The sequence below is a fragment of the Segatella copri genome, from assembly GCF_003465495.1.
Classification (GTDB): domain Bacteria; phylum Bacteroidota; class Bacteroidia; order Bacteroidales; family Bacteroidaceae; genus Prevotella; species Prevotella copri_G.
On sequence record NZ_QSAV01000001.1, the window covers coordinates 23,800 to 42,326 of the forward strand.

Below are 18,527 nucleotides of genomic sequence, written 5' to 3' on the forward strand. Positions count from 1 at the left end.
GTAACACTCTTAGAAACAATAGTGTTATAGATTCAGTTCTTAACAGATGAGGTTACTTGATGTCGTAAACCTGATACTTACCCTTTCCCTTTACAGTAACCTTGTTGTAAGGCTTGCTTGGGAACACGAGATTGGTCATGGACATCTTGCCATCAGCATCCAGTGCCTCGATGCTGCTCTTGTCAATGAAGATGCGCAGCTGGCTGATCTTGCCATAGGTTGGAGCCTTGGTGACTGCAGCGAAGTCCTTGCTGAAATCTACCTTACCGCTCTTGGTTCTATCCATTGAGAAGGTTTCTGCCTTGGCATCGTAGTTCATCACTACCTTCTCGCCCTTGTCGTTGCTCAAAGTGATAGTAGCATTTCCCTTCAGATTCACTACCATCTCGCAAGATTCTGTGAGTTTCTTGCCAGCCTTCTTGCTTCTTGCCGCAGTCATCTCTGGAGATGGAACCACGCTGCAATAAGTTTCACCCTTATACTCGAAGAGACCTAAATCGCGAGGAATAGAGTTGCCTGAACGGTACTGCTGGGTAGGAACCTGATTAGCATACTGCCAGTTGCTCATCCAGGCGATAGCCACACGGCGACCTTCTGGTGCGTTATCAAAAGTAACTGTAGCATAATGATCCTTTCCGTAATCCATCCACTTGGTTACCTCAGGCTTGCTCTCGCAAGTAAACTTATAACCATCGAAATCGCCTACGAAATACTGGGTTGCTGAACCACCGGATGGACCACCAGGATTGATGTTGCAGATGAGCATCCACTTCTCCTTATCGGTGCCACGAACCTTCAGCTTCATCAGGTCTGGGCATTCCCAAACACCGCCGTGGTTACCATACTTCTCACCAAAAGAGCTTTCGTATTTCCAGTCCTTCAAGTTATCTGAAGAATAGATTTCCATGTGCTGACCGGCAGCCAGAATCATATTCCACTTCTTGATGTCCTCGTTCCAGAACATGTGTGGGTCACGGAAGTCTGGCACAGTACTGGTGATAATAGGATTTCCTTCATATTTTGTAAAGGTCTTGCCGTTATCTGTACTGTAAGCCATGCTTTGGGTCTGGTTTTCTGCAGCAGAAGTATAAAGTGCAACCACAGCATCCTTTCCGAAACCCGAGGTATTGTTCTTGTCAACCACGGCAGAACCGCTGAAGATGGTACCTACAGCATCTGGCTGGATAGGAGTACCCTGGAACTTCCAGTGAACCAGGTCGGTGGAAGTAGAATGTCCCCAGGTCATATTCTCCCACTGTGATCCGTAAGGATTATACTGGAAATAGAGATTCCATACACCATCCTTATAGAACATACCGTTAGGGTCGTTCATCCATCCGTAAGCAGGAGTGTGATGGAAATCCGGACGATACTGTTCGCGATTCTTCATATCGAAAGCATCAGAGAACTTCATCTCCTTCCAGCAAGTGAGGGCATTCAGTCCTTCCTTGCTATAATCACCATTAACATGGATATCGAGAGCCAGGCCTTTCAAGCCAGCAAACTCATCCATATAGAGAGGTACGAAATAATCTACGTGGTCTTTAGCCAACTTCACATTGAAGGCTTTCACCTGCTTGTTGTCAGCAATCACCTTGATATTTGCCATCTCAGCATCCTCCTGTACAGGAAGCAAGAGACACTTCTGGTTCTGACTCTCCTGGCTGATGCGATATAGACAGTGATTATTGCTCAAGAAGGAAGTCTGCTGGGCATAACTGGCGGTGAAACCGCAAAGAGCGACAAGCGCTGAAACAAAAATCTTTTTCATTGTCAATTTATTAATTGAGTACATTTAAAAAACATCTAATTATTTAAAAATGCCGGTAAGCCATTACTCGTATCCCTTGTTCTGCTTATAAAGACCAGGAATGTAATACAGCTGGTTATATGGAACCGGATAGAACTCGTTCTTGCCCGGTGTGAACTTGGCATCCTTCAGGTATTGAGCGTATGTTTGCTCTCCATACTTATCGTTCTGCTCTGATGCAAAATACTTGTTCAATGTCTCAGAAGCAATGCCCCAGCGGCGCAGGTCGAAGAAACGGCCGTTCTCCATCGCCATCTCCAGGCGACGTTCCCAGCGCAGGCACTTTCTTGCGGTCTCCTTATCCTGGAAATAAGACTCCGGATAAAGGGCAATATCACACTGAGCCTTGGCATAATCGATATGCTTATCCACAGAATTCTTGGCTCTCTGACGGATATCGTTGATGATGGTACGAGCCTCAGCCAGACGGCCCAACTCTATCAAAGCCTCAGCACGCATCAACATGATGTCGCTATAACGGAGCACATAGTCGTTCATGGCAAACGCCTGCCAAGAGCCATTGAAAGTTTCACCCTTAGAACGCTGTGGAACTTCCTTCAGAGAGGTATAGTAACCGTAAACGTTTGGCGTACGAGAGTTGGCTGTAGTCATCGTGTATTCTGACTCATATTTATATGGGAAGGTAGGCATTCCTACTGTATGGAACAAACGTGGATCCCACTTCTGACTATTAGGCTTACCGTTTACAGGATAATCACAAGTCTTGTTGTAGTCATCAAACTCAGGAAGTCCGTTCTTGGTCTTGAAGGCATTCACCAGGTCCTGTGAAGGCTTGTGGAAATCCCATCCGCAAGACCACATACCCCAACAGCCATTCAGCACGTTAGACCAGTTGCCACGTCCGAAGGTGGTATGGTCCTCGCTATAGTCGGAAGCCTGGACAGCAAAAACTGACTCCTTGCTGTTCTTATTGTCAGGCAGGAAGATGTCGCCGAAGTCTGCCATGTAACCATAGTCTGAATTCTTCACAACATCGGTGTAATCTACTACCTTCTGCATATACTCCTCATTAATATGGTCAACGCCATTGGTTGCCTCATAACCATCACCCCAGGCAATGGTAAGATAACATTTGGCCAGATAACCTGCGGCAGCAATCTTGTTGACACGACCGCCATCCTTCTGCTTAGCAGGAAGTACATCGTATGCAGTCTGGAAGTCGGCAATCACCTTTTGCCACAATTCCTCGTAAGTAAACTGAGTGTTTGATGTGCTCTCTGTTGTTTTATCCTCATAAACCTTCTCGTCTATCCAAGGAATCTGACGATACATGCTAAGTAACTTGAAATAGAAATGAGCACGGAGGAAGCGAACCTCAGCCTCACGCTGCTTGGTTACCTCAGCACCCAGTGTGCTCTCACCATTCTGTTGCAAAGAAACCAAGGCACGGTTGCAACGGGAAACGGCACAATAGAGACGATACCATAACTCGTCGAGTTCGCCCTTAGTAGAGGTTAAGGTACTCCAAATCTCCACATCGTGATAACCGGTGTCACCGGTACCACCGCCACCCTTCAAGCAATCGTCTGAAGAAAGGTCACCATATGGCCAAAGGTTGAATGGGTAAGAATACCAACAGTTGCCCAACATCGCATAGGCACTGTTTACCATCTTGTCTGGCTCGCTGAATGCCTTGTCTTCATCAACCACAGCTGTTGGGGTGTAATCCAGGAAATCATCACAACTGGTGAATGTTCCTATCAGTGCTGCTGCAAGCACCATTGTATATAACTTTTTCATCTTAGAATTCTCTTTAAAAAATATGAAACATTTTAGAAACCTACCTGAAGTCCGAATGATACGGATGTTGAAAGTGGATAGTTCCAGTTTGGATTCTCTGGGTCTGAACAGGTCAGGCTGTTGCTCTTGATGGTCAAAAGATTCTGACCTGAGAGATAGACACGGGCACTGGTCATCTTCAACTTAGAGAGGATGCTGCTTGGGATAGTGTAACCCACCTGCAAGGTGCGCAACTTCAAGTAAGAACCATTCTCAACGAAGTAAGTAGAAGCACGCCCCTCATCGGCTGTATTCATGGTGCTCAAGCGTGGGATGGAAGAACCAGTGTTGTTGGTATTCCAGGCATCGAGCAAACGGGTACCCTTGTTAGAACCACTATCAGTAATAGCCCAGAAGTCGGTCTGGAACTTTTGGTTGTTATACACATCCTGGTCATAGACACCCTGCCAGAACATACTGAAATCAAAGCCCTTGTAGTTGAGAGCAATATTCAAACCATAAGAGAAGGCTGGCACAGGGTCGAAAATCCAAGTCTGGTCATCTGAAGTAATTCCATTTTTACCATCTAAGTCCTTGTATTTCAATCCACCGACACGTGCGTTTGGCTGTCCAGACTTATCTACTTCTTCCTGATTCTGGAAAATTCCATCGGCTACATAACCTACGATAGAACCATAAGACTTGCCACTCTGCACCAGGTTTTCCTTAGATGTGTGAGCATAAGCACCTGTTGTTGTTGCTGGCAAATAAGTAACCTTGTTGCGGAAGAAATCCAGATTGCCGTTCACGTCGATGCCAAGTCCATTAGCCAAGGTCTTGCGATAACCCACGGTGAACTCCATACCCCAGTTGCGGAGCGAAGGACCATTCTGCCATGAATTTCCACCTTCACCAGTTGCACCCAGATAAGCAGGATTAATCAACATATCCTTCACATTCTTAATATAGGCATCCACTGTACCATAGAGGGTGTTGCCAAACAGGGTGTAATCCAAACCTACGTTATACTGGGTAGCAGCCTCCCATTTCAAGTTAGGGTTAGCCAACTGTGTGGCACGATAACCAGAAGGGAAGGTACCTGAACCTTGCAGGAAGAGATCGTATGCAGTAGAGGTTACACGATCTAGTCCGTAATCCACTACATAAAGACCAAACTGTGCATTGTTGTCGATAGCCTGGTTACCTGTCTGACCCCAAGAGAGTCGCAACTTGGCATCATCCAACCAATCCTTCTTCAGGAGATTAGAGAATCTGAAACCGAGTGATGCAGCAGGGAAAGTACCCCAGCGATGTGCCTTACCGAAACGTGATGAACCATCATGACGGATAGTGAAGGAAGCCAGGAGGAGATCATCCCAGTTGTAGTTCACCTTTCCAAAGAAAGAAGCCAGGCGATAGCCTACCTTTGCACCCGAGTTACGCATCGTTCCTGTTGCAGCATTTGGCCACATATAATCTTTATCTTCCAGCGCATAGCCTTCTGAATAGGCAGAGAAATCGATAACCGACTGCTTGGAAACTTCCATACCACCGAGTACATCGATGTTGTGCTTGCCAATCTGGGTAACGTACTGGGCTGTGTTAGACCATGTCCAGTTGGTCTCATTGTTATTCGAGAGCGTTGTCTTGGCGATGTCATTGTTGACAATATCGGAATGATAAGTATTCGTCATCGCATTGATAAACGATGTCTTGAAATCCAAACCGAAGTTAGAGCGCAGGGTCAATCCCTTGACAGGCTTCAATTCTACGAAGGCATTACCGAAGATGCGCCAGTAGTCGAGGTGGTTATTGCGGTTCTGATACTGCTCACGACAAGGGTTCTGACGGTCGGCCATACTTCCTACAGGACCAGCGAAGGTCTTGCCATCTTCTTCGTAAACCGGAACGATGGAAGGCATCTTCAAGGCATTCTCCATCGGATGGCAATCTACCTGAGAGGTATAAGTTAATGTTACATTCTCACCTACGGTTACGATCTTGTTCAAATTCCAAGAGGTGTTCAAACGAGCTGAGACATTCTCGAAGTCGGTATATTTCAAGACTCCCTCATTGTTCTTGTATCCCAAGGAGAACATAGCGCTATGCTTGTCGTTGGCATGAGATACTGAGAGGTCGTAGTTCTGAGAGAAACCTGTGCGAGAGATTTCATCGAGCCAGTCGGTATCAGAGAATCGCATGGTTTTCTTGGCATTGATGTAGCCATCATATCGACCATTGATAGTATAGTTCTGATACTGGTTGGTAGCAGGATTCCAAACGGTGATTGGAGTACCAGAGGCCGCATTCAAGTCGATGCCGTAGTTGGCAGCATAAGCCACAGGATCGAGTCCATCGTTCAGGGCAGCCTGAGCCATCGCAGTAGCATACTGGCTGGAGTTCATCAACTTCATCTTCGACTGGTTGGAATAGAACTGTGCAGTTAGGTTGGCAGAGAAGTCAACAGCCACCTTGCTACCCTTCTTACCTTTCTTGGTGGTGATGATGATGACACCATTCGAAGCACGGGAACCATAGATAGAAGCTGATGCAGCATCTTTCAAAACCTGCATACTCTCGATATCATTTGTATTGAGGGTATTCAAAGCCATATTGGTAGGTACACCATCTATGATATAAAGCGGATCCTGAGAAGAGTTGAAAGAACCGATACCACGAATACGCACGGTTCCTGAACCAATAGGAGAACCATCAGTAGTAACAGTCATACCAGGAACACGCCCCTGCAAAGCACGCATCGGGTCTGTCTCTGAACTTGTCTTCAGGTTCTTGGTTGAAACCACAGCCACGGAACCTGTTAAATCGGCCTTTCGCTGAGTGGTATAACCTGTTACAACTACTTCCTGCAAGTCGTTGGCATCTTCCTGAAGTGTTACCTCCATATTGTCTGAAGCCTTTACTTCTTGCGTCTTATATCCAATATAAGATATAACAAGTGTGGAACCAGGAGCACATTCTACATGAAAGTTACCATCAAAGTCGGTAACAGTACCAGTCTTTGTGCCTTTCACCATAACAGATGCTCCAATGACTGTCTCACCGGTAGCATCCTTTACGATGCCATTTACATTTACCTGTTGTGCACTAGCTACGGTGCAAACAGTACAGAGCGCAGAGCTCATCAGTAATCTTGAAAGATTGTTCATACTATTATAACGTTTTAAGTTTCAAAAATTGTCATTGCTTGTATTTGCTGCAAAATTAGGGAAAAAGCTGTTATATAAATAAAAAAAATCGTTCCTGCAACAATAATTATGTTACATGAAACGATTTTCTTATCTTTTGCTAAGATTTTAAAGTACTTATTTTAAAGGAGTTAGAAAACTATTTCCTTTTAGATAACTGTTCATTTCTGAAATCGGTAGGAAGAACGCCATATTGTTTCTTGAAACAGGAAGAGAAATAGCCCGGTAATGCAAAGCCTACTTCTGCCGAGACTTCAGCTATAGTCTTATCAGTCTGCATCAGGAGCGTATAGGCTCTCTGCAGGCGCATCTCTTTCAAGAGCTCGGCAGGCGTTTTCCCCGTCATCGCCTTCACCTTGCGATAGAGCTGCACCTTGCTCAACTGCATCTCGGCTCCCAAATCATCCATCTTCATATCAGCATTGCCCATATTCTCAAGAATCTTCTTCTTGAAACGGTCCATGAAATAACGTTCACTCTCATCCAGATGATTCAGTTCAGCAGCCCAGCCCTCCTTGTTCTCGATAAAGCCACGAGCCACGGCTTTCTGTTTCTGCAGCTTCTTTCTATATACCTTATATATATAGTAGATGACAAAGAGTAAAACCAAGACTAGAACAAAGGCAACCACAAGCATCCATTTCTGGATACGGGAAACCTCAGTATAAGAATCAAGACTGACAGAAATCTGATCCAGATTCTTCATCTTGGCTTCCAAATCCTGATATTGCAGAGCGATGGCATCGCAGTTTTCAGGGGTAGCAAGGAATGATTTCATCACATTATCCTTCTTATAGGGTTTACTCTGAAGGATATTCATAGCCAATTCCATAATCTTTTCGCCCTGGGTAGGATAGACATAAGAAGCAGCAAACTGTCCTCTCTTCACTCTATCCACTCCTTCCCATTCTCCAGGCAATCCATCAATGCCTACTATCAGCATCTGCTTATCAATGCCTCGTCTCTCTGCTTCCAGAAAGGCTCCTATGGCACCCAAGTCGCTATGCCCGAACACGCCATCCGCATGTCCGCCATTATCCAGATATTGCTTCATTAACTCCTGGGCACGCTCTAACTTCCAGTTGCTTTCCAGGGTAACCACCTTGATTCCCGGGTAATTCTTCATCACCTCGTGGAAACCGCGATGGCGCTCAATGACAGGGGAAGCATCCTTCAAGCCCGTAATCTCAACTACGGTACCTTTTCCATCCAGTTTACTGGCAAGAAAGCGGGCTACTTCCCTACCCGCTTCTACATTATCGCCACCGATGGAAGCTGTATAATGGGTTGTCTTTACCTTTCTGTCAAAGAGAATAACCGGGATATGCGCACGATAAGCTCGCTCGATGGCGGGAGTAACATCATTCACGTTATCAGGGGCCACCACGATTAAATCTACCTTTCTGGCTATCATGCTGTCTATCTGGCGAGCCTGGCGTTGCCCGTCATTCTCTGCAGTAGTAAACAGCAAATCCACATTCTTATATTGATACTGAGCCAGTCGCATCTCATTATTCACCTTCTCGCGCCAAACTCCACCGCAACATTGCGATACACCTATCACCACATTCTTCTGGGTGCAAGAACCTAGAAGAAGAATCATACAAAATAGTATAGTTAAGTTTTTATAAAGTTTTTCCATCAATAGTTGTATTTATTATGAGCGCAAAAATACTAATTCTTTTTTGAAACGCCATCATTTTTTATCAAAAAAAGAGTCGCAACCCAAAATATTTTCAAGTTGCGACTCCTTACTATTAACATAAACTATTCTATCATACAAAAGATTTTACAAACCAAGCTTGTGAACCTTCAGATTCTTGAATTCAGCCTTGCCACCCTGGGTATAAAGCTTCAGATTCTCGTATGGAGCTACAGGGAAGACGAGGTTGGTCATGGCGATGCGACCGCCATCTACGAAGAGCTCAACAGATGACTTATCTACGAAAATATCAACATGATAGGTCTTCTTGCCATCCTCGCAAAGACTCAACGGAGCCCAGGTAGCCAGAGCGAAATCGTTCTTGTAGTTGATGGAGTTGGCGATGCGGGCAGGCTCCTTGCCTTCTGCAGCACGCTGCTTGTCCCAAGCCAACTCGATATCGTGAGGAACTGCCTGCTTGCCGAAATCGGTCAAACCGCTCTCTGTCCTATCCATAACCACCTTGCCCTGCTTCATATCGAAGTAAATCATGGTGCGCTCACGCTTATTGTTTGAAATCTCAATACCTGCAATACCGTTGGCATCTGGAGTTACATCGGCCTCGATTTCGAAGGCACCATTCATATTGGCAGCAACACCCTTCAGATCCTTGGCATCGGCAACAGAAGCATCAGCCAAATCCTTGGTTTCTTTTCTCAAAGCATATACTTCAGGAGCTACATTCTCAGAAACATAATACTTGCCATTCTTCTCATAAAGCTTCAACTCTCGAGGCAAACCGTTGGCACCACGGTTCTGCTTGAACGGAGTAAGGTTGGCATACTGCCAGTTGCTCATCCAGGTGATACCCAGAACTCGGTCGCCTGTGTTTGAGAAGGTAACGGTAGCATAGTGATCCTTACCCCAGTCGAGCCACTTTACTTCGTTGGCATCAGGACAAGTGAACTTCTTGCCATCGAAATCACCTACAAAATACTCGGTAGCACTGCCACCAAACCAGCAACCAGGATTGATATTCATGGTCATCACCCACTTCATCTTCTTCTTATCACCATTTACAGGCAACTGGAAGAAGTCTGGGCACTCATACTGACATGGCTGCTGTCCCAAGCCCTTACCGAAGGCACTCACGTAATCCCATTTCTTGAGATTCTTTGACTTGTAGAAGCGGGTCTCCTTATCAGCAGAAACTATCATATACCAGCATTTTCCCTTTTCATACCAGAACACCTTAGGGTCGCGGAAGTCCTTCAAGCCATCGAATGGAGTCAACACTGGGTTGCCCTCGTACTTGGTAAAGGTACGACCATTGTCATTGCTATAAGCGATGCACTGCACCTCACCGTGGTTTACACTGTGGTTGGTATAGATGGCGATGATGGCATTCTTGCCGAAACCTGCCGTATTCTTCTTATCCACAACCGAACTGCCAGAGAAGATATAACCTACAGGGTCGCGAGCGATGGCTGGGTCGAGGTGCTCCCAGTGAACCAGGTCCTTGCTTACGGCATGTCCCCAGTGCATATTGCCCCACTTACTTCCGTATGGGTTATACTGGAAATAGAGATGATACTCTCCATCCTTATATACCATACCGTTAGGGTCGTTCATCCAACCATAGAGCGGAGTGAAGTGATAAGATGGGCGATAGTAATCGGTGTTGGTAGTATCAAATGTATCGCTGAGCTTGAGCAAGTTAAGTGCCAAGGCATCCTTCTTCAAACCGAGAATCTTGACTGTAGCAGTCTTACCCTTGCCCAAAGCAAAAGGCACATAGTAATCAGAACCATTCTGAGCCAGGCGAACGTCCATCCAGGTATCATCCTTAGAACCTGTATCGAGCAAAATCTGGGCCTCATCCTTCTCTTCCTGGATAGGGAGAAGAAGATACTTGGTAGGATTCTCCACCTTGATGATAGTAGTATCACCCTTGTGTTCGATGTTCATCTTCTGTGCAAAGGCAGAAGTTGTAGCTGATGCCATCAACATGAGGCAGGCAGCCTTCATCATATTGTTTGTTCTCATTGTACTATTATTGTTAATTGTTATTGTTTATATCTATAACGTATTATTGTTTGTCTTATTACCGACAGCCCTATACATTATATTATATATAGAAGCTGTCGATGATGTTTATTGATATTTATATCGCTTAGAACTTCAGCGAAGCTGTGAATTCAACAGTGAATGGACGAAGATAGCTACCCGTCATAATCTGATTCTTGATTCCCTTTGCCTCATCCTTGGTAATCAGCTCGGCACCTGCGATACTACCCTTGGCACCAGTCTGATTGAGGAAGTTGACTACGGTGCAGCCGAGAGCCAAGCGCTTGGTTGCCTGCCAGTTCAAACCTCCGAAAGTCTCCCAGTGACCGTTGAAGTAATATGCCTCGTTGATGTTGGCGTAGGTCTTGCTGAAGTAACGGAAGCTGGTCCAGAGCTTGATGTCCTTGGTAATCATGTAGCTTGGATCCAACTCGATGAGAATCTGAGGAATCTCGGCTACGATATTACCTGTGGCATTGATGTTGCCAACATAGCCATCGCTGAAGGTGATGCTGGTTTCATACTTCTTGTAAGTTGGCTTCTGATAAGTGAAGAGGAAGTGGAAATCGAATCCCTTGAATGGATGAGCCACAGCGTCGGTTGTCCATCCCCATGTCTGGATATCGTAAGTCAAAGGAGCTGCCTTGATCTCACTGCCATGCTGCAAGTTCAGAGTTGAGTTGTTGTTGGTCTTTGATATGTAAGAGAACAACGATGTCAAACTCAACCATGAGTTATTGTAGTAGATACCTGCACGACCGAGTGGCACAGAAATCTTATCCGTATTTGGCAATGCAGCTGGGGCAAAAGCCTCGAACTTAGGATGCTGAACGATGTAAGTGAAATCGCCAGTGAAGCCAAAGTTATCGGTCAACTTATAAGTTGCTGCTACAGAGAAATCGTAGTTCAACCAGTTGTAACTCAAGTCAGCCGGAGCAATCTTAGTCTTATCTGGTGCCGTAGCACCGAGATAGTAATCGGCAAAACGGCCTACGAATTCACCCTTTGCATTCTTCACTGCTGCGTTTTCACCCTTCAGCTTCTGCCACTCCAGACGGGCACCATAGTAGAGATTCAACTTGTTGGTGACATCCCAATCGTGAGTGAAGTAGAGAGCCAGCTTGTTTTCGCTTCCCTTGTAATACTCAGAGGCGTTCTTGTTGAAATCGTAGAAGTAGCTGTCGCGCTGTTTTGCATCCCAAACTCGCAAGGCATAACTGCCATCTGCAGGAATACTCTGGTCATACATGGTTGTATTTGAGCAATAATCAATATGATAGAACCACTCATTCACGCCGAGGCGGAAGGTGGATGTACTGAATTTCTTGCTAAGCTCGGTGGTGAAGAGAGCCTCATCAATCTTACCGGCATTGAGACATGACATACGGGTCTGGATGTACTGACCGTTGTAAGCCTTGGTCTGTCCGTCGATATCGCGATACTTATAATTATATACGCCCTGATTGGCAGCACTCTTCAAATCGATGATAGACATTGGAGACTGGTAAACCATCGCACCACGTGAGTGATCGTACTTCAAGGTAGCCTTCCAGTTTAAACCGTTGTCAAAACGATAGTTGTTCATCAGGGTTACCTCGCTTGCCTTGTTCAGACAGGCATCATAGAGAGAAGTCTGCTTCAACTCACCAGTACGCATATCACGATAGGTCATATCATTATCTACAGGAAGATAAGAGGTGGTTCCGAGCTTGAAGTTGCCATACTCCTTTACGCTTCCATCGCCCACATAGATAAATGGAGCACTCTGGGTAGCGTAGTTATACACGTTGTGACTGTTGGCATACTTATACATGGCAGTAAACTCACCACGGTTGCCGTTATACTTCTTGGTGAGGAGTGCCTTGTAAATCTGAGTACGATCCTGGTAAGGAGTTGACTTGATCTTGAAGGTTCCCGGGTCGAAATCCTGATACATGTTAAAGCTGTAATACCAGTCGCTTCCCAAATCGCCATTCATATTCAAAGAGAATTCCTGCAATCCGAAGTGATTGCTCTTATAGTTCAGAGTACCATTGAATCCTTTCTGACCCTTCTGGGTGAAAGAGTTCACGGCATAACCGATATTACCGGTAGTGATAGCTGTCTCTGCAATCTTGAGCAATCCCTGATGGCTCAAACTTGCATCGCCACGCCAGATGGTATTGACAGAATGAGGATTGGTTGCGTAAGTTACAGGTAAGCCATTCTCCAATACGTTAACATCGGCAGAAGGCAAACCTATCTGAATCTCACGAGGTCCATTCGCACTGGCTGCATTAAGCATTACATTACGATTACCCTCTTCCTTAGCACTTGAATTATCATCCTGTGCAAAAGCTGCTGTAACATTTACCAATGAAAGTGCAAGCATCATAGCTGCGCTCTTTCCATTTAAAAAGTTGTGCATACTTAAAATTTCTAATTTGTTAATCCTATTTTTTATTTCTGCTGCAAAGTTATATATAAACAGGTATAATGGCTTTAAAAATCTCTACATATAATAACAAATTCCGTTCATTGCAACATAATTGATATAGCATGAACGGAATTTCACACTTTTCTGCTAGTTTCTACTTCTTAACTAACTCTTTTCTATTTCAGACAAAGGGAGTCATATAGATCACTACAGACAATTAAGAGCGTGTCATGATATACTTGAGTTAATGAGGTCAAGTGCTTGAATCAGTGAGGTCAAGTGCTTGAGTCTGTGAGGTCAAGTGTTTGGTTCAGCTTACTCAAGTGGTTCCGTAAGCTATCGGAGACGACTTGTTAAATTAACGGAGACGACTCAACAAGCTATCGATGACGACTCCGGAAGCTATCGGAGACGACTCCGGAAGCTATCGGAGACGACTCCGGAAGCAGACGCAGATAGCTTCGTTGACTAACGCAAGTACTTGAGTTGACTAACGCAAGTACTTGAGTTGACTAACGCAAGTACTTGAGTTGACTAACGCAAGTACTTGCGATGCTCAACGCAGCCTATTTCGATGGACCATGTAGGCTAATACCCAAAAACGTTAACGAACAATAAAAAACAGCTTAGATTTTGTGGAAACGCATCTTTTTTTGTACTTTTGGGAAAAATAAGGCAGGAATGACTGAGCGAAAGATCATACATATCGACATGGATGCCTTCTTTGCTGCGGTAGAGCAAAGAGACAATCCGGAACTTCGGGGCAAACCGGTAGCGGTTGGCTTCGACGGACCACGTGGTGTGGTTTCTACAGCCAGCTATGAGGCAAGGAAGTATGGCGTTCACTCGGCGCAATCCATCGCTCAAGCCAAACAGCGCTGCCCTAATCTCATCATCGTACCCTGCCGGCATGATTATTATGCTAAAATATCCCATCAGATACATCAGATATTCCAGGAATATACCGATTTCATCGAACCCATCTCCATAGATGAAGCCTTTCTTGATGTAACGCAGAATAAGAAAGGGATAGAACTGGCGGTGGATATTGCCAAAGAAATCAAAACCCGTATCAAGGAGGCAACCGGACTCACCGCCTCGGCTGGCATCAGCTACTGCAAGTTTCTCGCCAAAGTGGCTTCTGATTACCGCAAACCCGACGGCATCTGCACCATTCATCCCGACAAGGCGCTCGATTTCATCGCCCAGCTTCCTGTAGAGGATTTCTGGGGTGTGGGCAAGAAAACACTGCAAAAGATGCATTTTATGGGTATCTTCAACGGAGCTGACCTGAGGAAAGTATCCGAAGAACATCTGGTAGAAATGTTCGGAAAAGCCGGACACATCTTCTATGATTTCGCAAGGGGGATAGATGAACGACCTGTCATCACCTACCGTGAACGGAAATCGGTAGGCTGCGAACAGACTTTCCTGGAAGATATCTATCTAAAAACGGCTGTGATTATCGAACTGTACCATACTGTACTCGAACTGCTGGAGCGCATCGCCAAAAGCGGTTTCGAAGGAAGAACCCTGACGCTGAAGGTGAAGTTTGCCGATTTCACCCAGATAACACGAAGCATCTCGCAAGAAAAGGTTCTGAAAAAGAAGGATGATATTCTACCTCTTGCCAAACGGCTGCTGAAACAGGTAGATTACTCCTCGGCTCATCCCATCCGCCTGCTTGGTCTGTCCGTAAGCAACGCCTCATCAGAAGAAGCCAGGAAGCAAGATAAGGAGAACAGCAGTTTCAAGCCCGAATACAAAGAACTGGAACTGGAATTCGAAGATTGGGAATAAGCCCCTTTAAAAAGCTATAGTATGCCCGCTTAAAAAGTAACAAACCAGATAATACGCGAAAAGCAGCTGTCAGACATCCCGTCTATACAGCTGCTTTCTCTCATTACTAGTTATTTCCCAAAACAAAACTTTTTACCTTAAAGAAAACTACTTACCTTAATGAATACTCAATCCTATAACCTTAAAACATAAAACCTAAAAACCTAAACCTATGAAAATGCAACTACTTCTGCATGAAACAATTTATAAACTTCTAAATTCTGGTGCAAAGATAGTAAGTTTCAGCGAAACCCAGCTATAATTATCGTTCAAATAGTGACAAAAATGATACAATGTACTTTTTATGCTAGGAAATGAACGATTTTTATCCATATATTCACAGATTTTACACTTCAGGTATAGCGTATTTCTCTCTATTTCATCACATTACCTACATCACCAGGTAACATTCCATACTCTTCCTTGAAACATTTTGTGAAGTAAGACGGCGCAGAGAAGCCCACTTCATAGGCTACTTCAGAGACACTCATGCTACGGGTTTCGAGCAAACGCCTAGCCTTGGCAAGGCGAGCCTTACGGAGTAAGTCAACAACAGAAGAGCCTGTCATCGCCTTCACCTTGCGATAGAGCTGCACACGGCTTAAGCCAATCTGCTGTCCCATATCCTCAACTCCAAACTCGCTATCAGAAATATTCTTCTGAATAATGGCTTGAAGCTGCTTGAGGAACTGCTTGTCACGATCTTCCAGATGAGCCTCAGAAATCTCCTTCTCAGCCTCTTTAGTCCCCTGATAAAGATTCTTCAGGAGCTGACGCTGTCGCAAGAGATTCTCGATACGGGCGAGAAGCACCTTGCTGTGGAATGGTTTGGTAATATAGGAATCTGCTCCATGCTCATAACCCTCAGCGCGATGCTCCTCCAGGTTCTTCGCAGTGAGCATAATAACAGGGATATGAGAGGTAGCCGTATTCGTCTTCAACTGTTCTGTCAACTCCAATCCGTCCATAACAGGCATCATCACATCGCAGATTACCAGGTCAGGCACCTCTTTCAAGGCGACAGCCAGCCCCTCTTTACCATCAGCAGCCTCAAGAACAACATACTCATCCTGCAAAAGTGTACGCTCATACTGACGGATATCGGTATTATCATCAATAACCAGAACAGTAGGACGATTGGTATTCTCGCTTACCAACCGCTGAACTTTTTCACGACTTCTGTCTCCATCGTCAATATATTGCAAAACAGATTCATCTATAACATTCTTACCAGTTGACGCAGAAGCATTTACAGAGTTATCCACAATATCCACATCATTGTGGATAACTTGTGAATCACCCTCCTGCTCACGAGGAATGACAACGATAAAATCAGAGCCCTTTCCCAGTTCACTTTCTACCCTAGCCTCACCATGATGCAACTCTACAAATGATTTCACCAGAGCCAGACCGATACCCGTACCGCTGGCAGCACCCTTGGCCTGGAAGAAGCGTTCAAAGATCTTATCAGCCTCATCCTGCGAGATACCCTTGCCCGTATCTTTCACATCAAGACGGAGATTGGCACCTTCATCTTTCAGCGAAACAAAAATTTCGCCACCAGCAGGCGTATATTTCAAGGCATTGCTCAACAGATTGAACACGATACGGGAAATCTTATCCTGATCGGCTATCATTTCATGGCTGCCTTTCAAGTCATCAACATCCAGATGCAGTCTGATCTGCTTGCGCTCGGCAGTAAGCTGGAAGTCGCCCACCCACATCGTCAAGGTCTTCACAATGTCGAAGCGATAGAGTTTCAGTTCCATCTTGCCATTCTGAATCTTACGGAAATCAAGAATGTTACTTACCAACTGTTGGAGAGCAAGGGCGTTACGCTGCACCATCTTCAAGAGTTCGCGGCTCTTGCCCTTGATGCCGGAATCTTCAAGCAGCATCTCTACCGGGTCGGCTATCAGGGTTAAAGGCGTGCGAAGTTCATGACTGATATTGGTAAAGAATACCAGACGGGAATGAGTGAGTTCCAAGACCTCCTCATTCAATCGTTTCAATTCTTCATTCTTTTCACCCAATTCTACATTCAGTCGCTTCAGTTCGCCATTTGTCTTAGCCAATGTTTCGTTCAGCCTCACCTTTATCAGATAACCTCTGAAAATTAAAGCCGCAGCTGCGAGGCAAACAAGCAGGAACAGACACAGACCTATGAGCATGACTTTCTGTGAATTATAATCAGACAGATACTGGTCTACCTGCTTATGCAAAGTCTTCAGATTGTGCGCCTGACGCTCGGCATCTCTAGCCTCCATCAATGTAAGGGCAGCATTTGCCTGGGTTATGATAGAAGTGCTCAGATAATTGTCGCGTTCATAAGGCTGATGCTTCAATATCTTCATGGCAAGCGCTATGACCTCGTCACCCTTGGTAGGATAAAGATAAGAGGCTTCGAAAATACCATCGCGCACAAGTTCCAAACCACCACCTTCGGTAGCCATGCCGTCTACTCCGGTATACTTATAGTTACGCTTTACCCTCATCTGGCGGGCAGCCACATAAGCTCCCCAGGCAAGACAGTCATTATGGGCAAAGACATAATCAAAGTCCTGTGTCTGTTTCAATATGCGTTTCATCGCCTGGATCCCACCCTCTTCTTTCCAGTTTCCTTCCTCCGAGGCTACAACCTGTAACCCAGGATAAGGCTTGATAGCATCCATAAAACCACGATGACGCTCCAAAGCAGGCGAAGAGCCCTCCAAACCACTGATTTCAACGATGCGGCCCTTTCCCTGAAGCTGCTGGGCGATAAAAGTTCCCATCGATTTACCTATAGTATAGTTATCGCAGCCGATAAATGCCGTATACTTATCAGAATTGGTCTTCCTGTCATAGAGAATCACAGGAATACCTTTATCGTAAGCACGCTCTACCGACTTGGATATAGCACTCAGCTGATTAGGAGATACGATAAGCAGATCTACGCCCTCATCGATAAACTGGTTAACTTGCTTATTCTGCAACACATTATCATCGTTGGAAGAAGCCAGTTTCACGATAAGCGAATCGTTGAGATACTCGCCCATCTTCAGTTCATCATTCAGTTTATCGCGCCAGACATCTTCCGAACACTGGGATACGCCAATGACAAACTTCCTAGGCTTCTGAGCACAACCGGTCAGCAACACGATGATCGCTACATATATAATAAGGTGTAATTTTCGTTTCATACAGTTTATACAATTTCTTTGTTTATAAAGAAGGGGCATTCAACAAATGCCTAAAAATAAAACTTTACCGCTGCAAATATACAACTTTTTTTTGTATTTTAGCCCCATTGGTCAGTTTTTTACAAATATTTTATTCTGAAAACACCAAGAAAAACATAGGAAAGTCTTTCATATTTATCTTTTCCACACCAGTTACCAACAGGAAAAACATCTGATAACCAACGGAATAACATAGTTATCAACACACATGTGGATAACTTATCTATGAGAAGTGAATAAGTGTGGAAAAGTTCAGAGCATAAAAAAGACACCAACTAAAAAGTTGATGTCTCTCATCTTGTAGCGGGAGGGGGCCACGATCCCTCGACCTCCGGATTATGAATCCGACGCTCTAACCAGCTGAGCTATCCCGCCATCCAAGCAATTGATTTCTCATTTGCGGGTGCAAAGGTAATACATTTATTTGAATTGAACAAATTTTTCGGCAGAAATTTTCAAAAAAAGTTTCATTTTCTCTTTTTCCTCACATTTCAGCCCCTCTTTCACCTAATTATATATATAAAAAAAACGAAAAATAAAGGTTTTCTTATTTTTTTGTATTACCTTTGCACGCTGAATAACAGAC

At 44.8% G+C, this 18,527-nt stretch carries 8 protein-coding genes and 1 tRNA gene; 1 reads left to right on the forward strand and 8 read right to left on the reverse strand.

All coding sequences use genetic code 11. From position 1 onward, the window contains the following. Nucleotides 1–52: 52 nt before the first annotated feature. The 6 genes from DWV53_RS00105 to DWV53_RS00130 form a co-directional block, all read right to left on the reverse strand. Nucleotides 53–1,771, reverse strand: coding sequence for a DUF4980 domain-containing protein (locus DWV53_RS00105; RefSeq protein WP_118150788.1), 1,719 nt, complete (start codon nt 1,769–1,771; stop codon nt 53–55). A gap of 63 nt (nt 1,772–1,834) precedes the next feature. Then, complete coding sequence (locus DWV53_RS00110; RefSeq protein ID WP_118150790.1) at nt 1,835–3,571, reverse strand: RagB/SusD family nutrient uptake outer membrane protein; 1,737 nt, start codon at nt 3,569–3,571, stop codon at nt 1,835–1,837. Between the two features lie 32 nt (nt 3,572–3,603). Further along, the gene (locus DWV53_RS00115; protein ID WP_118150792.1) at nt 3,604–6,717 is read right to left on the reverse strand and encodes a SusC/RagA family TonB-linked outer membrane protein; all 3,114 of its coding nucleotides are present in this window, start codon (nt 6,715–6,717) and stop codon (nt 3,604–3,606) included. A 178-nt stretch (nt 6,718–6,895) separates the two neighbouring features. Beyond that, a complete protein-coding gene (locus tag DWV53_RS00120; RefSeq protein WP_181992357.1) occupies nt 6,896–8,359 on the reverse strand; it encodes an AraC family transcriptional regulator in 1,464 nt (487 codons plus the stop codon). Nucleotides 8,360–8,545: 186 nt separating this feature from the next. Continuing rightward, nucleotides 8,546–10,444, reverse strand: coding sequence for a GH32 C-terminal domain-containing protein (locus tag DWV53_RS00125; protein WP_118150796.1), 1,899 nt, complete (start codon nt 10,442–10,444; stop codon nt 8,546–8,548). A 127-nt stretch (nt 10,445–10,571) separates the two neighbouring features. Next, on the reverse strand, nt 10,572–12,872 hold the full coding sequence (locus tag DWV53_RS00130) for a TonB-dependent receptor (protein WP_118150798.1): 2,301 nt from the start codon (nt 12,870–12,872) through the stop codon (nt 10,572–10,574). Between the two features lie 690 nt (nt 12,873–13,562). On the opposite strand from DWV53_RS00130, the gene dinB reads away from it, so the two are divergent. Then, nucleotides 13,563–14,681: a DNA polymerase IV gene (gene dinB / locus DWV53_RS00135; protein ID WP_118150800.1), complete on the forward strand. Its 1,119-nt coding sequence runs from the start codon at nt 13,563–13,565 to the stop codon at nt 14,679–14,681. Nucleotides 14,682–15,094: 413 nt separating this feature from the next. Here the strand turns inward: dinB and DWV53_RS00140 are convergent, their stop codons facing one another. Together DWV53_RS00140 and DWV53_RS00145 are read right to left on the reverse strand one after the other, a co-directional pair. Continuing rightward, nucleotides 15,095–17,902 (reverse strand): hybrid sensor histidine kinase/response regulator transcription factor, encoded by a 2,808-nt coding sequence (locus DWV53_RS00140; protein WP_118150802.1) that lies wholly within the window; start codon nt 17,900–17,902, stop codon nt 15,095–15,097. A 340-nt stretch (nt 17,903–18,242) separates the two neighbouring features. Next, nucleotides 18,243–18,316 (reverse strand) — tRNA-Met (locus tag DWV53_RS00145). Between the last annotated feature and the right edge of the window lie 211 nt (nt 18,317–18,527).